Raw genomic sequence first — 16137 nt, 5'->3', positions numbered from 1 at the left:
CGGGGCCGTAGTGGGTGATCAGCCGGCGCCGGGACTCCGGGGAGACCTCTCCGACCGTCCGCTTCTTCATCAGCTCATCACGATCCCGTCGGAGACCAGCTCGTCGGTGAGCGCCGGGAACTCGCCCAGCGCCTCCGCCACCAGCGCCTGCACCTTGTCCACTTCGGCGTCCGGGGACGACAGACGGACGAGGACGCGCCACGGCTGGTCAAGTCGCTGCCCGGTGGTGCTCACCAGGTGGACCTCGGCGTGCCCTCCCGTCGCCTCGTGAAGCCGCTGGGCGAGCCTTCGTGCGGCGATGTTGTAGAGCTTGCCCACGTGGTAGACGGGGTTCTTGCCGTTGGCGCCCTCCAGGTTCATCGGCCGCAGGGGCGTGATGAGGCCGTTGACGCGGTTGCCGCGGCCGACGACGCCCTCGTCGCCGGACTCGATCGAGCTCCCGGTGTAGGTGAGGTACAGCTCGTCCTTCTCCGGCACATCGCGCGCGTTGAGCCGGAAGCTCGCCTCGGCGCCGGGCAGGTGGAGGCCGGCGAGCCGGTAGCACTCGGCCAGGACGCTCTCGGTGTTCTGGACGTACTCCGCTCGGCTCGCGACAAGCCGCGACTTCTGCGGCACACAGAGCACGACATCCGCCCGCTCCCCGTCCCAGTAGCCCATGAGCTTCACGTCCGATCCACACCAGGCGTGGGAGAGGGTGAAGTCGCTCTCCCCGGAGAAGTGGTCGACCAGATCCCGTGCGAAGGACTCGAAGACGTTCTCCGGCGCCCAGCCGGTGCCCAGCGACGTGTCGTTGGAGAGCCGCACCCGCCGCTCCCGCAGGTCGTCGATCGACCGCGGGTTGAACCATCGCGTCCGGTCGGGCACCTCGTCGCCTGTGAGGACGGCACCGGGGCTGGAGTTGCTGGTGATGTTGAAGGTGATGTCGAGGTGGTCGGAGACCTCGGGGAGCCGGCGGGCGAAGAACGCCCGCACCTCGGCCTCCACGATCTCCTCGACGGGGATCCGCTCACCACCGCACATGGGCGCGGCACGGCCGTTGACGAGCACCCGGACCGGGGCGGTCATGCGGCCGGCGCCGTACCGGACCTCGCTCGCTCCGCCCAAGAGGGCGAGCTTGTCGAAGTTGTGGTGCAGGACCGCGCCGAAGTGCTGCACGGTGTAGGCGCTGTACGCGCGGGACAGTCGCTCGGCCAGCTGATCGGCGAGGGTGTCCGGATGGCCGAGGCCCTTGCGCTCCACGATGGTCGTGGCGTCCGGGGTCGGCCCGTCCGTCTCGATGACGAGGTGGCTGTTGTCGATGGTCGTGCTCGTGCGAAGCATCACGAACTCCCGTTCAGGGTGGACAGAAGGGGATGAGCGCAGGCGCAGAACGCCTGGACGAGCGGTAAGTGCTGTGTGTGGTGACGAGGCCGATGCCCTCGGTCCGTGGATGCCATCTTCCTGGCCCTCCAGGTCCTATTCGAGGGCTCTGACAGGTCATCAAGAGGACTTTCATAGGGCTTTGTTGGGCTCTCGTGGATGATTTTGCGCCGCGACGGGGACATCGCATGTCACTCTCTGACGAGAACTCGTCCCCGGAGGAGATCCATGCCCCGTCCCGCAGGCAACACCCGACTCAAGTCCGCCCGCCTGGCGGCCGGATACAACTCACAACAAGCTCTGGCCGACGCCATCACCAAGACGGCACCCAAGCTGGGCATCAGGGGGCTCGCCGTTGGCGTGCGCCAGATTCGACGCTGGGAGTCCGCCACACCGCCCTGGCCTCAGCCTGACGTCCACCGAGTCCTGACCCACCTCCTGGGCCAGAGCATGGAGGACTTGGGATTCACCCCACCCTGGGGAAATGAGAGCCGCCACGCGGGCTCGACGGTCCGCAACACCCCGCATGCGCCTCTGAAGGGAGGTCGGCTAGCTAACGTCCCCGCCCAGGCCGGCCCCGCAACGCAGCCAGTCACAGTGGGCAAGGACTTCGAGGCCGTCACTCGTTCTCACCGGCACCTCTACTGGTCCGTAGCGCCCGCCGTACTGCACCCCGCAGTGCTAGAGCACGCCCGTCTGGGATGCGCTCTCCTGCCGGAGACGGCGAACCCTGCTCGCCAGACCCTGGCCGGCGCCCTTGCCGAGTCCTATCTACTGGCCGGGCGCATCGAGTTCTTCGACCTGCGCCAGCCCGACCAAGCCTCGGAGACCCTCTTGCGTGCCCTGCAAGCGGCGGGCGAAGCCGACGACCCCGTCCTGGGATCGGCCATCCTCGCGCACATGGCGTTTATCCCCGGCTGGACCGATGACCGGGAAGCGGCGATCGAGCGCATGATGGCCGCCCGCACCTACGCTCGACGCGGAGACGCCTCCGCGGAGCTCTGGGCATGGCTGGATGCAGTCGAGGCAGAATGCGAGACCCGCTGCGGCGACCCTCGCGCCGCGCTCCGCCTGATCGGACATGCCGAGGACGCCCTTTCCTCGGGCTCCGAGCACCCCGCCCCTGAGTGGCTGGACTGGTTCAGCCCCGTGCGCCTGTCCGCGTTCAAAGGAAACACCCAGCTGAAGGCGGGCCACCTGCCACAAGCCCGCCAGACTCTTCAGGAGGTTCTCGACGACCTGCCGCCCGAGTCGGACAAGCAGCGCACGGTCGTCCTCGGTGATCTCGCCGCAGTCGAAGCCGCGGACGGCCACCCGGAGGCGGCATGCCAGTACGCCGTGCAAGCCCTCGACCAGCTCGCCATCACCTGGTACGCCACGGGCATGGAGCGTATCCGCGAGGTCCGACGCACGCTCGCCCCATGGCAGAACGAGCAGTGCGTCCGAGACCTCGACGATCGTCTCTACGACTGGGGAACGACTGTCAGCGCTCTCCAGCGTTGAACTTGGCGATCTTCTCAGGCAGCTCCGCGAGCGAGTCGATACGCATCGTGGTGATCGAGTCCGCATCCGGGTCACGCTGCTGAATCGTGCCCCACGGCCCACGTCGAATCAGAGCTGTCAGAAGCCCGGCCTGCACGGCCGGACGGATGTCGTTGTCGAGCCGGTCCCCGACGTACAGGATCTCGCCCGGCTCGGCAGGCGTCGCCTCGATGACGCGCTCGAAGAACTTCACGTCCGGCTTCGACGCCCCCCAGTCATCACTGGTGGCGATCAGGTCGGACGGAAGGTCCAGCCCGCGGAGCAGGCCGCCCGCACGCACGGTCTGGTTCCCGGCGATGCCCACCCACAGGCCGGCCTCTCGCAGCGCGGCCAGCGAGGGGCGCACATCGGAGTAGAGGTCGTCCTCGCCGAACCATTCCGGCTTCCCGGCCGCCGCGCGCTTCTCGCGCTCCTCGGTCAGATCGAACCCCGGCCGGAACTCCTGGAACGTCTCACGGTAGTCGCGCCCCTGCGCGATGACCGCCCCGAACATCGCCGCGAAGGTATGCCGCGGCACCCCCAGCCAGTCCGCCCAGGTCCCGTACTCCCGGGTCTCGTCGACAAGACACTCACCCACGTCGAACACCACCGCACGAATCATGCTCCGCAGGTTAGACGGTGCGGCGCGGGGAGAAGGCAACCCTGTCGGATTGCGGCTGAATCCCTGCCCCGCCAGAGCCCAGGTCGACACCAACGCGTGCCGGGAGTCGGGGTGGATCACTGGGGCGCCGCAAGTGTGGCGGCCGGGCGGCACGGTCGACCGAAGCGGGCGCATCTCTGCTCGAACCCTGGGGGGAGCCATCCACCGCTCAGCAGACGAGGATGCACGGGAAACGCGGTGATGGCGGCGACAGCGAAGGCGAGGGACGCCCATGTTGTGTGCACCAACGTCGTCACTTGCTGGCCGTCGCCGTGTCGTCGTTCGCCTGCGGTGCCGACGGTTTCGCTGCGATGCGGCCCAGTGCCCACGCACGACCTTCGTTGAGCAGGTCGCCAGTCTGGCCTTCCGGTACGGTCGCCGAAAAATCGACTCGTAGGAAGGTGCTCCATGCTCGGTGCGTTAGGGGCCTTCGTGCTCTGGCTGATTCAGATCGTGGGCACGTGGGCGCTCGTGGGGCTCACCATCGTGACTCTGCTCCTCCGGACATCCTTCTCCCTGTTCGCACTCGCGCGCACGATTGTCACCGCCGTCGTCGTGCTGACTCTGACGTATCGCTACGGGCTCGCCACTGGCGGGTTCTTCGATTGGGTGGACGCCGTCATCGTCAAGTACGGGCTGCTGGCGATCGTCGCAAGCGTCGTCCTCGTCGTCCTGGCAGCCGTGTACGTTCTCGTCGGCCCGCCCGGCACGCGCCGACCCCGGCTCGTCCGCCTGTTCCTCATTGACGGCGGGGAGTTCACGGTCCCCGGTCCGCTTTCCGTCCTTGCTCTGGCGGGCGCGACAACCGGTGTGGTGGCCTGGTCGATGAACGCGATCGAGGAATACGGCAACGCATTCGTGAGCCTCGTAACCGCGATCCTGATCCTGCTTCCCGTAGGGATCTTCCTCTTGCTCGCTCCTTTCAGCGTCGCGGGCACGATCTTCAACGCGGCCAACGCCCATCCCGCCCTCCCCTCCCTCGCGGCGCCGTTTGTGGCGGTGGGCGCGATCGTCGTAGACCGGTTCTCCGGAAGCATCGTTGCCACTCCCGACAACCTCAAGGACCCGTTCGCGCTCACTGGGCTCCTAATCACCGTGACCCTGAGCGCCGTCGAGTTCGCCCGGCTCAGAGGACGCGGCCAGGGCCTCACGCGGGACGCAGAGCCGGGCGGGGAACCGGGCCCAACCCCCGTCGACGGGACGGAGTCCGGAGCACCGGCCCCGCGATAGTCTCTCGACGTGGGCATGTCCGACGGAGGGGGACCGTGTCAGTGAGCATCAGCAGCGACGAAGCGGACGTCAGTACCACCACCGCCACCACTGGCACTCCACTGAGCGCCGACCGGATCAAGCACCTGGAGTTCATCCAGGCCGTCGTCACCAGGCTGGGCAACAACTCGTTCCTGCTCAAGGGCTGGGCGATGACGCTCACCGCCGCCATTCTGGCACTCTCAGCAGGGCGGCTCAGCTGGCAGATTGCGCTGAGCGGAATCGTCCCTCTGCTGGGCTTCTGGTTCCTCGACTCGTACTTCCTGCGCCAAGAACGACTCTTCCGGGCCCTGTACGAAGACGCCCGGACGCCCGACAGCACCGTGGAGGTGCTGTCGATGAACGTCGGACCGTACCTGGCGAGGGTGACGTTGGCAAAGGCCGCCTTCTCCCAGACACTGGTGCTGTTCTACGGTGCCCTGCTGATCGCCCATTTCGTGGTCGTCCTCGTGGCCCGCTGAGTCACGCCCTCGGGGGCGCGGGCGGGCGCAGCAAGGCAGCCATCTCATCGGTCAGTACGTCGAGCACGGCCGCGTCTCGGACCCCCGCCCCGTCTCCCGGCCACAGGGGGCCCATGGCATCACCCCGCCACCGGGGAACGAGATGGACATGGGCGTGGAACACCGTCTGGGAGGCCGCGGAGCCGGCGGAATGGATGACATTCATGCCCTCGGGGGCGAGGTGGTCACGCAAGGTGGCTCCGACGCGGAGCGCGGTCGCAAGCAGTCGTTCTGCCTCCGTCGGCGCCATGGCCCAGAGGTCCGGCGCATGGATCCGGGGCACCACAAGCGTGTGGCCGAGCGTCGCCGGGACCAGCGGGAAGAACACCACAGTGTGGTCGTCCTCGAAGATCATCCGCGCCGGGCCGTGGCCGACGGCGATGGCGCAGAACGGACACGGGTGCATGGACGTCCTCGCCTTCGAGGTTCGGAGATCTGCGAAGCGGTCCCCGGCCACCACCCTGACAGAAGGAACAGACTAGGAGGGGCGACACCGCCATGGGAGGCGTCTTCATCAACTACCGCAGGAGTCCGCGTGCCACGGATGCGGTGCACCGGCTGCGTGAACGACTCAGCCGTCACTTCGGCGACGCGCAGGTCTTCCTCGACACGTCGTCGATGCTGCCGGGTAACCGCTACCCAGACGACCTCAGACGCCGAGTACATGACTGCGAGGTTCTGCTCGTCACCATTCCAGAGGGCTGGCTGGAAGCGCGGGACCCGTCGGGCGAGAGATGCCTCGACCGAGCGGGCGACTGGGTGCGGCACGAGATCGAGCTGGCGCTCGCCGCTGGGAAGACCGTAATCCCCCTGCTCCTTGACGCCGCGGAGCCGCCGTCGCCCGAGCTGCTTCCCGCGTCGATCCGTGACCTCTCCCTGCGGCAGGCGCATCGCGTTACCGCAGATGGCTGGGACGCGGCCGTCGAGGAGCTGATCGCCACGCTGGAGACCCTGGTGGCACCGGAGTGGGTGCCGATCCCCTCCGAAGAGCGGCCACCACGACAGCCCGGCCAGCTGCTCGGCTGGGCCACCGGCCTCCTCGCCACCGCGCTCTGCGTCCTCGTGCCGTGGGCTGCGACGACCGGAGGGCCGCCCCCAGAACCGGGCGGCGCCCCGGTCGCCCTGCTGCTGGCCCTGGCGTCCCTTGGACTGATGGGCTTCGTCCTGGTCGCCGTGCTGCTGTCCTGCGGCCTGATGCGCCGCCCCATCCAGGCGTGGGAACGCGACCTGCAGGACGCGACGCAGCAGAACTACCTGCGGGCGACCTACCCCGTGCCAGTCTTCCTCCTGCTGTTCGCGACGGTCCTCGTGATCCAGGTGTGGGGGCGGAGCCCCGGCTTCGCCGTCGTGCTGATGCTGGGCATGTGTCTCGCCGTCGGCCCGATGGCAGCCCGCTTCGTGCGCTCCCTCAAGAAAGACCGCGAACGGTGGGTGCAGTGGCCGGAGGCGGTACCCGCGACAGCTCTGATGGTGGTGGTACGGCGAGAGATCGCTCGGCTCGACGTGCGTACGCAAGAGTGGAGCGGACCGATCCGGCGAGAGCAGCGGGACCGGGCACGCTTCGCGCTCGGAGAGCTGGCGGGGGCGGTGGCGGCTCACGGGCGGGCGGCGGAACGCGGGCGGTTGCTATGGCTGCGTGAGGCGCAGCCCTGGGCTTTCAGCGGGTACGTCCTGTGGTTGGCGCTCACCGTCGCCCTCACGCTCGCCTGGACTTTGCCCCTCGGCCTCCAAGACGGGGGTGGGACGCGGCTGCACGCGGCGCCCGTGGCCGCTGGGGTTGTGGGGTTCTGGCTGGCCTGGACGACCATGGAGTGCGCTTACCGCTACCAGCGGTGGCAGCGCCGGATGTTTCACACAGAGGCGGTGCGCCGGCTCACTCTGATAGAGGTGCGGGTCGACACGCTAAGTTTGCCGTCCCGTACGCGGCTGGCGACCACGTGAACGTCCAGGCCAGGGCGCTCGCCGTGCAGGCGGCTCACCAGTGCGGCGGTCAGCGAGCCGACCCCAGCGCCGGGGTCCAGGACGCGCACGGTATTGCTCAGCGCGTCTAGGCGAGGCGATCAGGTCGGCGGCTGGTGCAGGAGTAAAGAACTGCCCCAGGCGAGCTGGGTCCGAGGGGCGAGCACACTGAGCCCCTCCACCCGTCGTGCCTCGGTGTTCTCGATCTTCCTCGGCCGCTAACGTCGTCCTGACCAGGACGGATGACCTCGGCGACCTTCCTGCCCTTAGTTCGCCGCGAGCTGATCGTCCTCAACGGCCACCAGCTCTGCGATCTTGATGGCAACTACTGCCATCGAATCCTCAGCCGTGTCCAACCCGTTCCGGGATGCAAGTAGAGGGCTGATGTCCCGGAGTTCGCCGTAGGTCGTCTCGTGTATGACAGGGAGCAGCAGGTCACGTGCAAGGAGCTCCGAGAGCTCCTTGTCAGAGACGCCACCGCGCTTGAGGCGTGTCAGTAGCGCAGGGGTGACCAGAACGAGACCTGTACGCGACCTCGCCAACCCCCTGTCGATTTCCCGCATGAACGGTAGGCCGAGCGCGATGTCCCTCTCGCTGAACCAGACCGACACGCCCTCTGCTTCCAGCAGGTCGCACAACTCCGTGGCAGCACCGCGCCGGTCATCCCACGCGTGGCAGAGGAAGACATCGCGAAGGTCGGGCTGTTGACGCGCGCGCAACACGGCGGCGTCGCGAACAGGAGCCAGGCCCTTCACCTCGCCAGGCGTGTAGATCACGGAGGAGGTGCTCGGCGACCAAGGCGCCCGCATTTTGCCGCTACTCGAGCTGCCGCTACTGGTCGCACCGCCCCCGCCACTGCTCCGCGGCGTGTAGACCGGCGGCGGGTAGTAGGGCCGGGACGATGAGTACCCGTAGCCTCCACTGCTGCACGCGGGGCACGCCGCACGTCCGCTAGCGGTCCGATGACCCTGAACTGGGGCTGTACAACGACTCATAGCTAAATGGTATTCGTGTAACTACTGCTACGTTGCGTTATCGCAAGGAAAAGACGGCCGAGTACAGTTCAGCCCGTTGGCGTCGCCAACGTTACTGATCCCTACCGCTAACGCTGGAGGCTTCTCGGGCCTTCAGCCGGGCCGCCCGTGGGCCCGTCCGAGAACGGCCAACGCCGACAAACGACAGCAGTTATTAGCAGCTCGCTCCCTGTTCAGAGCCCGTGCATCAGGTTTCACCGAAGGCCAATCCAAGACTCCGGTGGGTTTGCTTGCAACAGCGTGACCCCGAACTACTGAACGCTGCGATAGGGGTCGCGAAAATTGCCAACGGCCAGGGCCGGGCATACAGCCGGGCCTGGCAGGTCCAGGAAGCCCTGACCAAACGAGGTCAGCACCGCAGCGCAGGGGCAGTCGACCTGGTGGTAGCAGCCACCGCCGAGCTCCAGGGCCTCACACTCCTGCACCGCGACCGCGACTTCGAGTGCATCGCCGCAGTCACCGGGCAAGCCCTCCAGTGGTACGGGCCTGACGTCGCCAAGTGACCTTCACGGTCTCAGTCCTGGTCTCATTCACCCCTGTCCGGGCCCGCCCGGACGGGTCCACCCCGAATCCTCCGCCGCAGGTCAGGACGGGTGCGGCCCCCACCGGACCCCCGTACGAACATTTGGAAAGCGTGTTGGGGGCAACCCCTCACGAGTTCGAATCTCGTATCCTCCGCCAGTGCCTCACCGGGCACGATGTCGAAGGGCCCCACCGTTCGCGGTGGGGCCCTTCGACGTTTCTCGGGCCTCGTTGTCCTGGTCTTTGTCCACAGCGGTCGTATCCGGCGTTCCCCCGTTCGCTTCGGCGATCTTCCGGGCCACGTCCTTCACCATGGCGTCCGGCACGTGGAGGTACAGCGCCCGCATCCGGGAGGACGTGTCTGGCTCCCACCCCACGACCCGAGCGCGATCCGCTGAATGGTGAGCGCGATCCGGTGAATCGTGCGGTCGGGCGGCGCCTGGTGAATGTGCTGGTGGACCACCCGCGGGCGGCGGTCGGCTGGTGGATGGCGGGCAGTTGGTCGGCGTAGGGGTGCGCCCGTACGGGAGCTGTACGACCCGGATCGAGTCGGGGAGGTTCGCCATGGGTTCCCAGGCCAGGAGGGCCGCTAGAGTCGCGGCCATGGGGGCGATCGAGATCGAGTGGGACCCGCTGCCGTGCCGCTGGTGCCAGAAACTGGTCGAGCAGCCGAGGTGGTGGCGCACGAAGCGTTACTGCGGCCGCCGGCACCGCGTGAAGTCCCGAGTCGCGCAGTTCTTCGGGGCCCTGCTGGAACTCGTGTAGGCACTGGTCAGGCAGTGAGGCAGGGTGCGTCCGCGCACGGCACGCACCTGCCGAGCGAGACCGGGATGCGTGATCCGGCGTCACATCGAAAGCAGTGTGCGGTGGGCAGCGAAGACCGCCGGTAGGGACCTGGCGGCTGCTTCATCCGTGACGTGTCGACTCCATGGAGGCGACCTTGCCGACGAAGCCCCAGGTCAGCGACCTGGGGCTTCGTCGTTGTCCGCATCGTGGAGTTCGCGGCGATGCGGACGAAGGGGAGGGGCCGCGCCCGTGCGGGCGGAGGGAGGCCGGGTGTTGCGGCGGCCTTCCCTCCGCGTGTGCGGCGGGGTCAGAACACGAGGTCCGACGAGTTCGCGATGACCTGCCCCAGGTGCATGACCTCGCCGGTCCGGAACGGGGCCCTCCAATCGCCCGTGCTCTCGTACAGCATCGGCGTCTGGTAGGTCACGCCGAGGCCCATGAGGTCGGGGCGGCCGTCGCCGTTCGCGTCGCCGGCGGCGATCAGTGGACGGAACGTGTTCCATCCGCCGCCGATCTTTACGCGGGTCGCGAAGGTGCCGTCGCCCTTGCCCAGGTGGAGCCAGAGGACGCCGTCCTTGTCACGGCCGACGAGATCGCCGGCGGTGCCGCCCGCGATGTTGCCGACGGCCGTGATGTCGTTGTAGACCCCCCAGCCGGTGCCGATCTTCTTGCCGGGGAGGAACGGCTGCGTGGCGCTGCCGGTGCCGGGGTGGAGCCAGTGCCCGCCGGACGGGTCGGTGGCGACCACGTCCACGTGGCCGTCGTTGGTCAGGTCGCTGCCGGACGTGATCTTGTCGTAGACCTGCCAGCCACCGCCGATCTTGACCGGGGTGGCGAAGTCGCCGGTGCCGTTGCCCTGGTACAGCCAGAGCACGCCGGACTTGTCGCGGGCCAAGACGTCGCCGACCGGCGTACCACCCAGGTCGCCGGCGGCCTCGATCCGGTCGTAGACGCCCCAGCCCGAACCGAGGTAGGTCCTGGCCCCCGCCTCGTTGATTCCGCGCCGCTCATCGATCGGACGGTCGAAGAGGTCCGTGCGCCACAGGCGGCCGGCGGAGTCCCGGCTCAGCAGGTCGGGGCTGCCGTTGTCGTTGAAGTCGTGCGGCTGGGCCTTGCGGACGACCTTGAACGTGCCCTTGGCGGTGACGTCCGGGCCGATGCCGTTGACCGGCGCGCCGATCAGCTCCCAGGTGTAGTCGCCGTTGGGGACGTCCTCGTCCCAGTTGTTGTCGACCCAGCCGAACGTCGGCGCACTGGTGGTGGGCTGCCAGCTCAGGGTGTGGGTCTTCCCCGTCCGTACATGGCGGACGGTGAGCTTCGGGTTCCGTACCTCACGGGACAGCGTCCACCTGAAGATGAACCCGTTGACCTGGTCGAGGTCGAGCACGGCCGGGGGCACGGTGGACTCCGTGGCGACGACCTCGGTGGGCTCGCCGGTCGTCGCGACCAGCTCGGCCTGCAGGGTCTCGCCGCCCGTGGCCGCGATCCGGTACATGCCCTCGCCCCGGCCGACGAGGCCGCCGCGCGCGTACAGGCTGCCGTCGGGGCCGGACGTGAACTCGTAGGCGTGGTCGAGCACCTTCACCGTCGCCTTCGTGGTGACGTTGTAGGCGGTGATGGCGTGGTGGACGCTGGGCTGGACGAAGCCCATGCCGCCCTTCTGCCCGTACAGCACCCAGTCGCCGACCAGTCCGACCTGGAGGTTGCCGAGCGACGGCACCGGCGGCACCGGGGCCTCCTGCACGGCGCCGGTGGCGCGGTCCGCGACGAAGACGCGGGGGCCCAGGTCCGTCGCCGAGGCGTCGGTCCAGGCGGTGTGGGTCGCGGAGACCGCCCGCGCGCCGATCCCGGGGGCGCCGAGGGTGAGGACGCCGGTGGCGAGGTCGAGGAGGCCCCACGCGCCCAGCGAGTTCTGCCTGAAGGTGACCTTGGCGTGGGCGGACGTAGCGGGTGTGACCATGACGGAGGCCGCGTCGGCGGGAAGGCCGGTGACGGTCGCCGCGGGGACCCCGTCGACGTGCTTGCGGAGCACCGTGCCGGCCTCGGTCACGACGGTCGTGAAGACGGCGTCGCCCGCCGCGCCCGCCCACTTCGCGTCACCCGGCAGGGAACCGACGGGGACGTCGAGGGAACCGCTCGTCGACAGGTTCCGCTGCGTGATCTTGGACCCGTCCGTGAAGACCAGGAAGTCGGTCGTCGGCGTCGACCGCAGGTGTACGGCGCCGTCGTACACCTGGCCGGCGCCGTCCGAGTAGCGCCGGAAGGTCGTGATGCCGGTGTTGGAGGTCGTCAGGAAGCCGGTCACACCGGCCCCGACGAGCGTGCTGCCCTCGGGGTAGGCGATCGGGTCCGCGGCCGTCTCCACGTCCGCCGCGAGCACCCCGCCGACGACCGGTGCGGCGCCCGCGGGGGCGGTCAGGGCGGTCGCCCCGAGCGTGACGGCGAGAACGGTGGTGACGGCGCCGGCGAGCCGCCTTCGCGTCGAACGGGCCAGGGGCACGAGCATTCCTCCCGAAGACATCAAGCGCACCATGCGCCTCGCCAGTTGAGACTCCTAAGCGTCCGAAAAGTTGTACGTCACCAGAGCGTGTGTACGGAGATCCGGACCGCGCTCACGCCCCCGCCGTACTGGCCTCAGCGGCATGGACGCGGCCCGTTGCGCCGACGGCGCTGAACAGGCAGGACCCGCGTCTCCGCGCCCGCCTCAGACCCACCGGACCGGCTGACCGACGCTCGGCGTGGGGAAACCGCCCGGGGGCCTTCTGAGTTCCCTGGCCTCCTCCCGCCCGGGGTGAGGGTGCCTGGGGTGAGGGTGCCTGGGGTGACGGTGCATGGGGTGACGGTGCATGGGGTGACGGTGCATGGCGGGGCGCGATGCACCGCACGCCCCGTCGACGCCGGGGCGGCCGACGCCGGGTCGGCCGATACCGGTCAGCCCGACACCGGTCAGCCGATACCGGTCAGCCCGACACCGGGTCAGCCCGACACCGGGTCGGCCGACTCTGGGGCGGCCGACGCCCACGCCCCCGTCACCCGAACTGATACGGCTCCCACGCGCTCGCTCCCAACGGGTATTGGTACGTCGGCCTGTTCGCCGTCGCGCTGGTGGCGAACGGCTTGCCCCGGTCGTCCACGCGGAGCACTCCGCTGCGTCCGCCGCTGCTCCACTCCAGTTCCAGGTACCACCGCACGCTCCGGCCCTGCGTGTGCGCGGTGATCGTCAGTACCTGCGGGTCGCTCGCGGACACCGTGTACGGGAAGTCCGATGCCGGGAGGTACTTGTCGCCCTTCCACCCCGCCACGGGGACGAGCCGGGGCTGAGCCGCGTCCAGGTTGATGTCCAGGCTCTGCACGCGCGCGTCTCCGCCGCAGCCGACTCCCATCGCGTACACGTTGCCCTTCAGCGGCTCGGACACCTCGACCGTCCGTACGTGCATGGCGTTGAGGACGACCGCGTCGTCACCGAGCCCCTGAAGCGACACATTGATCACGACCTCGCCCCCCGGCACCCCGCCGAGGGCGGTGACCCAGCCCCGCGCGTTCTGCTCGGAGGGGGGCGGCGGCATGACCTTCGGGCCCTGGTCCACCACGTAGAGCTGGCTGCACGGGTCCTTCCAGACGTACGGGTTCACGCTCGCCGCGAGCGGCACCTCGGGGGACTCGTCCCCCGCCCCGCCCGTCGTTCCCGGGGCGTCCGTACGCGGACGGGTCGACGGCCCGGCCGTGGTCGGCGCGCTCGACCCCGTACCGCTGGGCTTCGCATCGCCCGTGGCCGTGCCGCCAGGGGTACGAGCCGCCGAGGACGAGGCCGCGGGGCCCTCGGCGGGCCGGTCGCCCGCGGCCTCGGTGCCGTGGGTGCCGTTCCAGACTGCCGCGGCACCGAGGGCCGCGATGACGACCATCGCCGCGGCGGCGGCCAAGGGCCACAGCAGCCGGCGCCGCCGGGGCTCCCGGGCGGTCGTCGCGGCGGGTGTCAGGGACGTTGACGTCGTGTCGTCCCGTACCGGTCCGGGGGCGGGGGCGGCGGCGTCCGCAGCAGTGGGGGTGGGGGCGGGCTCCGCCTCCACGGGCGATGTCGGCGTCGGCTCCGGATTCGGCACCACCGGCGGCGTCCGCTCCGGGTTCGTCCCTTCCGGCGGCGTCCGCTCCGGATCCACCGACGGCTCTGATTTCGGCTCCGGGTCCACCGACGGCTCTGGTTCCGGCTCCTGCTTCGGCGGGGTTCCCGTCGGCTCCGCCGTCGTCGCCGTTCTGGCCCGGCGGCGGGTCTCGTCCGCCACGATCCACAGGCGGTGCAGCCGCAGCAGTTCCTCGCTCTGCGCCCCGCACAGACGGGCGATCCTCTCCACGGGCGCGAACTCCGTCGGCACGGCGTCGCTGTTGCAGTAGCGGTGCACCGTCGACGGACTCATGTGCAGGCGCTTGGCGAGAGTGCCGTAGCTGAGCCCTGACCGTTCCTTCAATTCCCGTAGGAGGCCCGCCAGATCCTCACTCTGCATCCCCACCCCGAGCAGTCCTTCCGTTCACGTCGCCGTTCGCCGTAGCCGTTCGCCGTTCGCCGGCGCGTTCGCCATCGCCGTTCGACGTCCCAGGCAGGCGTTCCAGGGGGAGCGTGTTTCCCCAGGTCAACCCCACTGTGCGCATTCGCGCTTACGACATTGTCCCCGGCTGCTGGTGCGAATGCGAAGGCGGCACGCAAGGTGAGTCCAGCGCCGCCACTCGGGCCGAGCGCTTCCTACCGGTCCGCCAGGCACCGCCGCTGACCGGTCGTCACCACCACTCACACCACGGGGAACCACCTGATGCGTACCTTCACCGTCCGCCGCACCGTCCTCGCCGCCACCGTCATGGCCGCCGCCCTCGTCACCACCGCCTGCGGTGGTACGGAGAACAACGCATCGTCCGCCGGAGCGTCCGGCAAGGGGCCGTCCGCCACGTCGACCGTGTCGCCCACGCCCTCGGCCGGCAAGTCCGGTCAGGCGGGGACGGATTCCGCGGGCGCCGGCGGCAAGCAGAGCGCCGGCGGCACGAACAGCGGGACGAGCGCGGGCGGCAGCGCCGACTCGGGCACCGCCGGCAAGCAGCCCACCGGTGGCACCAAGCCGGGCGGCGGCGCTCAGACCAAGGTCGTGACCTGCACCGGCGACAACACCAGGGTCGTCGTCACCCGGCCCGCCCGCCCCATCAACCACCTCCTGCTCACCGCCACCAACAAGGGTTCCGCGTCCTGCGACCTGTACCGGGCGCCGCTCCTCCGCTTCGACGACGAGCAGTCCGCCACCGCCATCGACGACAGCACCCAGCAGCAGAGCGTCATCCGGCTCGCTCCGGGCCAGTCCGCCTACGCCTCCGTCATCCTGATCGGCGAGCGCACCGGCGAGGAGGCCAACGGCCGCACCACGTCCCGGCTCGGCGTGCACTTCGACTCCCGCGACGCGTCCGGATCCGTCGGCCGGCCGGCGACCCTGACGCTCCCCGCCGACACCTACAAGACCGATGACGCCAAGGTCACGCACTGGGTGAACAGCCTCGACGAGGCGCTCGGCTACTGACCGAAGAGCTCGGCATGACAGAGGGCTCGGCATGACAGAGGGCGCGACCGGTGCTGGTCGCGCCCTCCGTCATGGTTTCCGGTGCCGCTCCTCCGGGCCGCGCCCGGGCGCCGGTGGGCGTCAGCGCGGGAGGCGCAGGCGACGCCGTTCAGGACGCGTCAGCGCGGGAGGCGCAGGGCAAGGCCGTCCGGGACGCGTCAGTGCGGGAGGCGCAGGGCGAGGCCGTCCAGGACGACGTCCAGGCCGTAGGTGAACTTCGCGTCGCGGATCTCGGCCGGATCGACGTTGAGGGAGGACTCGTACGCCGCGACCAGGTAGTCGTGTCCGGCCGCCGCCTGCTGGGCGGCAGGGGTGAAGCGGGCGACGAACTCGACCTCCGACTCGCCGGAGCGGGCGACCGTCGTCAGCCAGGCCGCCTCCGTCGTACTCATCCCGATGACGTACGTCAGGAGGGTCTCGATCGCCCGGCTCGGCTCGGGGAAGCCGACGTTCGTGAAGAGGGTGGCCATCCGTTCCGAGTACGCCATGAGGTTGGGCCCCAGGTAGGCGAGGCCCGCCTGGCCGAGGACCGAGGCCAGCCAGGGGTGGCGCAGCGCCGTCGCGCGGAACGAGCCGGCGGCCTCCGTCGCCGCGGCGCGCCAGTCGGGGCTGTCGACGGGAGGTACGACGACCTCGCCGAAGACCTCGTCGACCGCGAGCTCCATCAGCTCGTCCTTGGTCGCGACGTGCCGGTAGAGGGATGTGGCTCCGGCGTTCAGGCGGGCGCCTAGCTTGCGCATGCTCAGCGCCTCGGTGCCGTCGGCGTCCAGCATGACGATCGCCTCGCGGACGATCGCGGCGCGGCTGAGCGAGGGCTGATCGGGCGCGGTCTGCTGCCGGGCCCAGACGGACGGGATCGGGTTCGGCTTGGCGGCCATGATCCTCCTTCGGTGCGCATGGGCGGTACGGGCGCATCTGCCCGCGTATCCGTGCAT

Annotated in this window: 14 protein-coding genes and 1 pseudogene; 7 read left to right on the top strand and 8 right to left on the bottom strand. The window is 69.6% G+C overall.

Translation table 11 applies throughout. The features are described from left to right. Positions 1–69: 69 nt before the first annotated feature. Positions 70–1320 (bottom strand): methionine adenosyltransferase, encoded by a 1251-nt coding sequence (locus AB0D99_RS14355; RefSeq protein WP_362360355.1) that lies wholly within the window; start codon positions 1318–1320, stop codon positions 70–72. Between the two features lie 267 nt (positions 1321–1587). On the opposite strand from AB0D99_RS14355, the gene AB0D99_RS14350 reads away from it, so the two are divergent. Then, positions 1588–2862 (top strand): transcriptional regulator, encoded by a 1275-nt coding sequence (locus AB0D99_RS14350; RefSeq protein WP_362360352.1) that lies wholly within the window; start codon positions 1588–1590, stop codon positions 2860–2862. Here AB0D99_RS14350 and AB0D99_RS14345 read toward each other — a convergent pair. After that, positions 2843–3502, bottom strand: a complete 660-nt coding sequence (locus AB0D99_RS14345; RefSeq protein ID WP_362360349.1) for an HAD family hydrolase — start codon at positions 3500–3502, stop codon at positions 2843–2845. The genes AB0D99_RS14350 and AB0D99_RS14345 overlap by 20 nt on opposite strands. Positions 3503–3973: 471 nt before the next feature. Between AB0D99_RS14345 and AB0D99_RS14340 the strand changes: the two genes are divergently transcribed. Beyond that, entirely contained in the window at positions 3974–4771 is a 798-nt protein-coding gene (locus tag AB0D99_RS14340) for a hypothetical protein (protein WP_362360346.1), read from the top strand. 41 nt (positions 4772–4812) lie between these two features. Then, positions 4813–5271, top strand: coding sequence for a hypothetical protein (locus AB0D99_RS14335; protein ID WP_362360343.1), 459 nt, complete (start codon positions 4813–4815; stop codon positions 5269–5271). A gap of 1 nt (position 5272) precedes the next feature. Here the strand turns inward: AB0D99_RS14335 and AB0D99_RS14330 are convergent, their stop codons facing one another. Then, positions 5273–5716, bottom strand: coding sequence for an HIT family protein (locus AB0D99_RS14330; protein WP_362360340.1), 444 nt, complete (start codon positions 5714–5716; stop codon positions 5273–5275). 92 nt (positions 5717–5808) lie between these two features. On the opposite strand from AB0D99_RS14330, the gene AB0D99_RS14325 reads away from it, so the two are divergent. Then, a complete protein-coding gene (locus AB0D99_RS14325) occupies positions 5809–7251 on the top strand; it encodes a toll/interleukin-1 receptor domain-containing protein (RefSeq protein ID WP_362360337.1) in 1443 nt (480 codons plus the stop codon). 284 nt (positions 7252–7535) lie between these two features. Here AB0D99_RS14325 and AB0D99_RS14320 read toward each other — a convergent pair whose 3' ends face one another. Next, a complete protein-coding gene (locus AB0D99_RS14320; protein WP_362360334.1) occupies positions 7536–8045 on the bottom strand; it encodes a toll/interleukin-1 receptor domain-containing protein in 510 nt (169 codons plus the stop codon). Positions 8046–8602: 557 nt separating this feature from the next. Between AB0D99_RS14320 and AB0D99_RS14315 the strand changes: the two are divergent. After that, a pseudogene (locus AB0D99_RS14315) lies at positions 8603–8806 on the top strand (PIN domain-containing protein); the annotation flags it as partial. A gap of 326 nt (positions 8807–9132) precedes the next feature. On the opposite strand, the gene AB0D99_RS14310 reads toward AB0D99_RS14315, so the two are convergent. Continuing rightward, a complete protein-coding gene (locus tag AB0D99_RS14310; RefSeq protein ID WP_362360331.1) occupies positions 9133–9288 on the bottom strand; it encodes a DUF6251 family protein in 156 nt (51 codons plus the stop codon). A 140-nt stretch (positions 9289–9428) separates the two neighbouring features. On the opposite strand from AB0D99_RS14310, the gene AB0D99_RS14305 reads away from it, so the two are divergent. Beyond that, positions 9429–9590: a hypothetical protein gene (locus AB0D99_RS14305; protein WP_362360328.1), complete on the top strand. Its 162-nt coding sequence runs from the start codon at positions 9429–9431 to the stop codon at positions 9588–9590. A gap of 328 nt (positions 9591–9918) precedes the next feature. Here AB0D99_RS14305 and AB0D99_RS14300 read toward each other — a convergent pair whose 3' ends face one another. Together AB0D99_RS14300 and AB0D99_RS14295 are read right to left on the bottom strand one after the other, a co-directional pair. After that, positions 9919–12132 carry a VCBS repeat-containing protein gene (locus AB0D99_RS14300; protein WP_362360325.1) on the bottom strand — a complete coding sequence of 738 codons (2214 nt, stop codon included), beginning with the start codon at positions 12130–12132 and terminating at the stop codon, positions 9919–9921. A gap of 508 nt (positions 12133–12640) precedes the next feature. Then, on the bottom strand, positions 12641–14110 hold the full coding sequence (locus AB0D99_RS14295; RefSeq protein WP_362360589.1) for a helix-turn-helix domain-containing protein: 1470 nt from the start codon (positions 14108–14110) through the stop codon (positions 12641–12643). Between the two features lie 303 nt (positions 14111–14413). On the opposite strand from AB0D99_RS14295, the gene AB0D99_RS14290 reads away from it, so the two are divergent. Beyond that, positions 14414–15163 (top strand): DUF4232 domain-containing protein, encoded by a 750-nt coding sequence (locus AB0D99_RS14290; protein ID WP_362360322.1) that lies wholly within the window; start codon positions 14414–14416, stop codon positions 15161–15163. Between the two features lie 197 nt (positions 15164–15360). On the opposite strand, the gene AB0D99_RS14285 is transcribed toward AB0D99_RS14290, so the two are convergent. Then, complete coding sequence (locus AB0D99_RS14285; protein ID WP_362360319.1) at positions 15361–16080, bottom strand: TetR/AcrR family transcriptional regulator C-terminal domain-containing protein; 720 nt, start codon at positions 16078–16080, stop codon at positions 15361–15363. Positions 16081–16137: the final 57 nt, after the last annotated feature.

The organism is Streptomyces sp. NPDC047971, assembly GCF_040653355.1.
Lineage (GTDB): Bacteria > Actinomycetota > Actinomycetes > Streptomycetales > Streptomycetaceae > Streptomyces.
Note: the sequence above shows the minus strand (reverse complement) of the source record. Positions and strands in the feature narration are given on the sequence as shown.

Coding starts and splice junctions, on each gene's coding strand:
- AB0D99_RS14355 (WP_362360355.1), bottom strand. CDS start 1,320: ATGCTTCGCACGAGCACGACCATCGACAACAGCCACCTCGTCATCGAG.
- AB0D99_RS14350 (WP_362360352.1), top strand. CDS start 1,588: ATGCCCCGTCCCGCAGGCAACACCCGACTCAAGTCCGCCCGCCTGGCG.
- AB0D99_RS14345 (WP_362360349.1), bottom strand. CDS start 3,502: ATGATTCGTGCGGTGGTGTTCGACGTGGGTGAGTGTCTTGTCGACGAG.
- AB0D99_RS14330 (WP_362360340.1), bottom strand. CDS start 5,716: ATGCACCCGTGTCCGTTCTGCGCCATCGCCGTCGGCCACGGCCCGGCG.
- AB0D99_RS14325 (WP_362360337.1), top strand. CDS start 5,809: ATGGGAGGCGTCTTCATCAACTACCGCAGGAGTCCGCGTGCCACGGAT.
- AB0D99_RS14305 (WP_362360328.1), top strand. CDS start 9,429: ATGGGGGCGATCGAGATCGAGTGGGACCCGCTGCCGTGCCGCTGGTGC.
- AB0D99_RS14300 (WP_362360325.1), bottom strand. CDS start 12,132: ATGTCTTCGGGAGGAATGCTCGTGCCCCTGGCCCGTTCGACGCGAAGG.
- AB0D99_RS14295 (WP_362360589.1), bottom strand. CDS start 14,110: ATGCAGAGTGAGGATCTGGCGGGCCTCCTACGGGAATTGAAGGAACGG.
- AB0D99_RS14290 (WP_362360322.1), top strand. CDS start 14,414: ATGCGTACCTTCACCGTCCGCCGCACCGTCCTCGCCGCCACCGTCATG.
- AB0D99_RS14285 (WP_362360319.1), bottom strand. CDS start 16,080: ATGGCCGCCAAGCCGAACCCGATCCCGTCCGTCTGGGCCCGGCAGCAG.